Annotated in this window: 7 protein-coding genes; 3 read left to right on the forward strand and 4 right to left on the reverse strand. The window is 44.6% G+C overall.

Annotated elements, in window-relative coordinates; translation table 11 throughout:
- The first annotated feature begins 110 nt into the window (after positions 1-110).
- Positions 111-707 (forward strand): retron system putative HNH endonuclease, encoded by a 597-nt coding sequence (locus PX636_RS00800; protein WP_288115914.1) that lies wholly within the window; start codon positions 111-113, stop codon positions 705-707.
- A gap of 196 nt (positions 708-903) precedes the next feature.
- Positions 904-1,053, forward strand: a complete 150-nt coding sequence (locus PX636_RS00805) for a hypothetical protein (RefSeq protein ID WP_041804180.1) — start codon at positions 904-906, stop codon at positions 1,051-1,053.
- 79 nt (positions 1,054-1,132) lie between these two features.
- Here PX636_RS00805 and PX636_RS00810 read toward each other — a convergent pair whose 3' ends face one another.
- Together PX636_RS00810 and PX636_RS00815 are read right to left on the reverse strand one after the other, a co-directional pair.
- Entirely contained in the window at positions 1,133-1,513 is a 381-nt protein-coding gene (locus PX636_RS00810; RefSeq protein ID WP_012266703.1) for a hypothetical protein, read from the reverse strand.
- Between the two features lie 59 nt (positions 1,514-1,572).
- Positions 1,573-1,938, reverse strand: coding sequence for a phasin family protein (locus PX636_RS00815; protein ID WP_002797138.1), 366 nt, complete (start codon positions 1,936-1,938; stop codon positions 1,573-1,575).
- Positions 1,939-2,558: 620 nt separating this feature from the next.
- Between PX636_RS00815 and hemB the strand changes: the two genes are divergently transcribed.
- Complete coding sequence (gene hemB / locus PX636_RS00820; protein ID WP_002797139.1) at positions 2,559-3,545, forward strand: porphobilinogen synthase; 987 nt, start codon at positions 2,559-2,561, stop codon at positions 3,543-3,545.
- A 22-nt stretch (positions 3,546-3,567) separates the two neighbouring features.
- Here the strand turns inward: hemB and PX636_RS00825 are convergent, their stop codons facing one another.
- Both PX636_RS00825 and PX636_RS00830 read right to left on the reverse strand, forming a co-directional pair.
- The gene (locus PX636_RS00825; RefSeq protein WP_288115917.1) at positions 3,568-6,207 is read right to left on the reverse strand and encodes a cation-translocating P-type ATPase; all 2,640 of its coding nucleotides are present in this window, start codon (positions 6,205-6,207) and stop codon (positions 3,568-3,570) included.
- Positions 6,208-6,411: 204 nt separating this feature from the next.
- Positions 6,412-6,623, reverse strand: a 212-nt coding sequence (locus PX636_RS00830) for a hemolysin XhlA family protein (protein WP_288115918.1), incomplete at its 5' end; no start/stop codon positions are given.

A 6,623-nucleotide genomic window follows, 5' to 3' on the forward strand; every position in this document is an offset into this window, starting at 1 on the left:
AAATTAGAGGCAGCTAAAAATAACATCAATGATCTCAGAGCTAAAATTAAAGATGATCCAGAATTAATTAGATCTGAAGTTATTATTCGACGCAAGGAAATTATCGGAAAATGAAGTATATTAGAAAAAGACAAGAACCACCGGAGTTTAAGAATTGGAAAGAGCAAGCTAACTCAGATTGGCAGCCCGACTTTAAAAATTTGGCAGGAAAACCAAAAGAAATACTAATTAAAGCGTTGATGACAGAACAGGGGGAAATATGTTGTTATTGTGAAAGTCGATTGGTTTATGGTGAATGCCATATAGAACATTTTAAACCTCAAAGTGATACCACTGTTGATCCCCTAGATTATGCCAATTTGCTATGTTCCTGTCAGGCAAATCTTAAGTCTGGTGAACCTCGGCACTGTGGTAATCTAAAAAATAGCTGGTTTGATGAAAATCTCTTAATCTCTCCACTTAATCCCGATTGTGAGTCTCACTTTGCCTTTAACTATGATGGTACAATTAAACCCGCACAAGAAGATGATCAAAAAGCAATTAATACTATCGAAAAGTTGGGATTAAACCTCAACAAAATTAAAGAACTTCGTCAGAAAGCCATCGAGCCTTTTTTGGATGAGGAGATAGATAATGCTCAATTCAAAGTTTTTGTCAATGGATATTTATGCTTAGATGATCAACAAATCAGCGATTTAATTGAATAATCTTTCCTTTACAAAAATACAAGGATTATTATAAAAGTTTAGATAAACAAGAAAAAATATCAAGTCTTATGAAGATTATTCAAGAATTATCTCAAAAGTCAACAATTGATGAGATTCTGGCCAGATAATTGGGATGGAGGGGTGAATCAACCTGATCCGAAAAAGAGATTGTTGTCGAGAGTCGGAGAGAAAAGCAATGAATATCAAGGATACGTTACACAATTTTGTCCAGTACCTAACGGAGGCTTTTGCTCGCATTTTTAGCCCCAACAATGATGAGTATCCCGATGTGGGGATGCAGCCTTTTGATTCTGAACCTTACCATGCTCCCAAGAGTAATTCTTAACTAAAAATGACAGATAGTTGCTTTGAGATAAAAGTTATGGGTAGGGGTGATAACCCTACCTAATTTTATAGAAAAATAATTAATCCTCTGCTTGCCAATCGGGACAACTATCACTATCCCAACCGTAGGGATGGAAACCGCAGACGAGAAGATTACCTCCGTAGATATAACCGTGATAATTACGGCAACCGATACAAGCAGGATGGGTGTTAGGATCGGGGTTAACCTTAGGAGTGAGGGTAAAATCCGAGGGTTCATCTAATTCCGAAAATAGGGACTCATCGAGGTTAAAAAATTCTTCCAATTCTTGGGGTAAAACCTCTTGAATAAACTGTTCCAGATCTATGATAATTTCCTCATTAATTTCTTCGATAGTTTGGGTCACTTCTTGGAAAAAAGTTTCAATTCCCAGTGCCACAGTTTCGATCACTTCCCAAAAATCTTTCGGCCAATCGTTCATGTTTATACTTGCATCCCTTGTCTGGTAATAATTAATTATTTGTCGCTAAAATCTAGGTTTTAATCCCGTTGCAGTTTCCGTAATTCCTCCTGAAGACGTTCCACCTGTTGCCGCAATTCATCTACTTTTGGATCGGCTGCTTTGGTGTCCTCCTCATCTTCAATAATTTCTATCCGTCGGGGTTCATGGGGAATATTAGATTCGTTACCTGCCACCGTTTGCTGTTGTGCCTGTTTCACCAACTCATCAACGTATTTGCGCGCTTCTTCTGTCGTCATTTCGCCGCGAGAAATCATTTCATCGGCTAATTTTTGGGCTTGATTTCTTAATTCTTGTAAATTTACTTCAGCTTTTTCGGCGGCATAAGTAGCAATGCCTACGCCCAAATAAACTGCTTTTTTGACTAAATCACCTAAGTTCGCCATAGCAAAAATCCTGAATCGATCGCTCTTACTTCCTAGAATAAACGATCCTTCTCCCAAATGGAGATGGGTTTTGGGAGTGAGTGAACAGTGAACAGTAAACAGTAATCAGTGAACGCTTGCGCCGCTAATGTAACACCGTGAACATTTTTCAGCCAATATCCAAGAGAGCCATCGGTGAACTGAAAACTCATACTAAATCCGTTGAGTATAAGCTAGTTATGAGGAGAGGCACTCATGCAAAAGGCAAGAGGCAAAAGGGAGAATAAATAATCAGTTTTTAATAAACGGATTTAGTATCACATCTGATAACTGATAACTGGTAACTGGTAACTGATAACTGATGAGGTAAAGTTTTGTAAATAGATGCGGTGGTGGCGACACCAAAATTGATCGCTATAAAGATTAAATTTTAGTCAAATTGCTGGTTTTTCGCCCTCAAAACGACGATAGAGCCTCATCAGGTCATTTTTGACCTAAATAGTTTGATTAAGCTCAAAATAACTAAATATTGCGGATAGCTGCCGGCAGCTGGCTGCCGGCTGAATCGATTTGTGTTCATCCTCAGCAAAGATTTAAACTAAAGAATCGAGACAAGATTCCCGATTTAATCACAAAAAACTATGTTTCCTATTCATCGCCCCCGTCGTCTGCGTCAAACCCCTCAAATGCGCCGTCTGGTGAGTGAAACCGTCTTGACAGCCAATGACTTTATCTATCCCCTTTTCGCCACGACGGGGGAAGGTATTGCTCAGGAAGTCAAATCGATGCCGGGGGTGTACCAATTATCAATCGATAAAATTGTTGACGAAGCCAAGGAAGTGCGGGATTTAGGAATTCCAGCGATTATTTTATTTGGGCTGCCGGAAAGTAAAGACACAGAGGCGACGGGAGCATGGCACGATCATGGTATTGTCCAAAAAGCTGCCACAGCAATTAAAGAGGCAGTTCCCGATCTACTCATTGTCGCCGATACTTGTTTGTGTGAATATACCAACCACGGTCATTGTGGTTATCTGCAAACGGGAGATTTAACCGGCAGGGTGTTAAACGATCCTACTCTGGGATTATTGCAAAAAACCGCCGTTTCTCAGGTAAAAGCGGGAGTGGATATCATTGCACCGTCGGGAATGATGGATGGTTTCGTGCAGGCAATTCGTCAGGGATTGGATGAGGCGGGTTATAGTGATACACCGATTCTTTCCTATACGGCTAAATATGCCTCTGCCTATTATGGGCCGTTTCGGGATGCCGCCGATTCTACCCCCCAATTCGGCGATCGCAGAACCTACCAAATGGATCCGGGTAATGCCAGGGAAGCCTTAAAAGAGGTGGAATTAGACTTATTAGAGGGAGCAGATATGTTAATGGTGAAACCTGCCCTGTCTTACATGGATATTATCTGGAGAATCAAAGAAATGACTAATTTACCCGTGGCTGCCTACAATGTGTCGGGGGAATATTCAATGATTAAAGCGGCGGCGTTAAATGGCTGGATTGACGAAAAAAGAGTGACTTTAGAGACTTTAACCAGCTTTAAACGGGCGGGTGCTGATATTATCTTAACCTACCACGCTAAGGATGCCGTGCGCTGGTTAGCAGAGGGTTAAACTTGATGATGACTTTTATTTTTTAGATGTTCAAGTTCCGGCGGTTCCACAGTTTTAGTCCTTCAAACCAGAAAATACTGACAACTCCAGAAACTAAGCTAACCAGCAAATCATCAGTATGTAGAAGTGAAAAGCTGAACAGGTGTCGTAACAAGGGAACATAGAGAACTAATCCCAAAAACAGGAGTCCACCGCCGATCACCCACCACAAAGCCTGATTAGGAGCTTGGAGCATTTCTGGAATCGTTCGGGACCAGGAACGATTGGTGAGGATCATAGCCAGGTTAGAGATAATCAATGTCGTAAATGCTAAGGCACGAGCATCTAATTCACTATTGCCGTTGCTATAGGCGATCGCGAATACAATAAGCAGTACCACTAAAACGCTGATCCCCTGAAGCAAAGCCAATCGCAACGTTCGACGACTGAACAAGGGTTCTTTGGGATTACGGGGGGGGCGGCGCATAATATCGCTTTCTGCCGGTTCAGCTTCAAACACAACCGTGCAGGCCGGATCGATAATTAAGTGCAGAAAGGCAATGTGGATGGGGAGCAGCACCAAGGGCCAGCCAAACATGACTGGAATCAAGGACATACCCGCGATCGGAACGTGAACGGCTAAGGTATAGGCCATCCCCTTTTTCAGGTTGTCAAAGATACGTCTTCCCAGTTTGACCGATTCGACGATGGACGAAAAATCATCTTTCAACAGGACCAGATCGGCAGACTCTCGCGCTACATCGGTACCCCGTTCACCCATGGCAATGCCGATATGGGCAGACTTGAGTGCTGGGGCATCGTTGACACCATCGCCGGTCATGGCCACAATTTCACCGGAGCGTTTCAGTGCATTGACAATCAATAGTTTTTGTTCGGGGACGACACGGGCAAAGATGTTGGTGCTTTGAATGCGATCGCGCAGTTCCGACTCACCCATTTGCTCCAGTTCCCTACCGGTGATCACCTTGTCTAAAGGCCTGAGTCCAATCTGACGGGCAATGTTCTGGGCTGTTACCGGATAATCACCCGTAATCATCACAACGCGAATTCCCGCACCATAGCATTCGGAGATCGCAGGTGCAACAGTAGGGCGCACCGGGTCTTCCAGGCCGATGAGTCCCACAAATTCAAACTCAAAGTCGTGTTGTTGCACAGGTAAGCGATCGTCAGATTCCAAGTAGGCTAGAGGCCCAGATGACTCAAGAGCGTGAGTTTTGGGTAATGTTCCAATTTTGCGTCCTTGAGCGACTCCCAGAACTCGCAAACCTTCTCTGGCCATGGACTGGATCTGTTCGGCAAGCTCCTGTTGTTGAATCGGGCTGAAATGGCAGAGATCAGCGATCGCTTCTGGGTCCCCTTTTGCCGCAACGGTAAGCTCCCCCGTCAGGGATTCCCAGACACAGGACATGGCCAAGAGATCGGTGGACAGGGGATATTCGTGCAGTAGTTGCCAATCGCTATGCAGGTGTTCAGTCTTGGCCAGGTAATTCCAACCAATTTGCTGCAACGCTTTCTCCATCGGGTCAAAGGGATCTTTGCGACTCGCTAGAATGCCAAACTCGATCAGGGGATGAAGGACTTCGGGCAAGGGTTCGCGCTCGTGGAGCGTCACATCGTACAGATAAGCATTGGAGCCGCTGTAAACCAACAATTGTTTGACGGCCATTTGGTTCAATGTCAGGGTTCCAGTCTTATCGACACAAAGAACGGTGGCAGAACCCAGGGTTTCAACCACTGGAATGCGACGAGTTAGTACCTGTTTTTGCGAGAATCGCCACGCTCCCAGAGCCAGAAAGATGGCCAGCACCACCGGAATTTCATTGGGCAAAATTGCCATTGCCAGGGCTAATCCTGCCAAAAAGCCATGCAACCAATCGTCCCGGGTTAGTCCATAAATCACGACCACCGCCGCGCAAATGGCAAGCGCAATCATCGTCAATTTACCGACAATGCGACGGGTTTCTTTCTGTAAGACAGTGTCTTCCGGTTCAACCGTTTGCAGAGCTTTGCCAATTTTTCCCATTTCAGTGCCGATACCCGTTGCTTGCACCTGGGCAATGCCCTGCCCTTGTACCGCCAGAGTGCCAGAATAGACAGTGGGTAAGTCGTCGCCACCCGGTCTCAAGGTGGCTGAAAGTTTCTCAGGGTCTTCTTCCAACTGGATGATGCGTTTCCTGACCGGAACAGACTCTCCGGTTAACAGCGATTCATCAATCGTTAAGTGAGTTGACCACAGCAAAATCGCATCCGCAGGAACGCGATCGCCCTCCTCCACCACGATCAAATCCCCCTGTACCACTTCTCGCCCTGCAATCCGCTGCCGCTCCCCATCTCGAATCACCAAGGCCCGAGGACTGGATAAGTCCCGCAGTGCTTCTAGAGAACGTTCCGTTTTTTGCTCCTGGTAAAGATTGATGCCAATAATAAAAAAGACAAACCCCAACAAAATCAGAGCTTCTTGAGCATCACCCAAAAAGAGGTAGATGACACCACAGGCAATCAGGAGCAAGAAAATCGGCTCTTGGATAATGTCTAGGGCGATCCTTAAAAAAGTACGATGCTGGGTCGAGGGCAGTTCGTTGTAGCCATGCTGTTTCAAGCGATCGCCAGCTTCTTGGCTAGACAACCCGTTAAACTGCCTATTTTGCATAGGTGCAACCATAACACTTACCTAGGTTTTTCACACAGGCTATTCTCGCATATAGAGAGTGACCCCGTGTGCAACTATATTTTTAGTCTTGATTGACAAAGCTTTCAGAAATCAGCAGAGATAAAGTATCCTCTGTAACCCTGATTCCGTCGTTTTTAGTTGCACATCGCGTGAGAGTGGGTAATTGGCTCCGGCTTACTTCTGTCTGAGATTAGATCAAATCTTTGAGAAGGTTGTCAGGAAAGCAACCGCGACCGCACTTGCCAAAAGAATAATTAATGTCCAGACCTGATTTTTTTGGGTTCCTTCCACTGATTTTAGGCGATTATCGATTCCCTCAACCTTTTCGGTTAACTTTGCCTGTCCTACCTCTAGCTTATTTAACCGTTCGTCGATTTTGTCAAATTTTTGGTCAACATCTTTTTGGA

This window comes from Microcystis sp. M53598_WE2, assembly GCF_030067735.1.
In the GTDB taxonomy this organism is placed as follows: domain Bacteria; phylum Cyanobacteriota; class Cyanobacteriia; order Cyanobacteriales; family Microcystaceae; genus Microcystis; species Microcystis aeruginosa.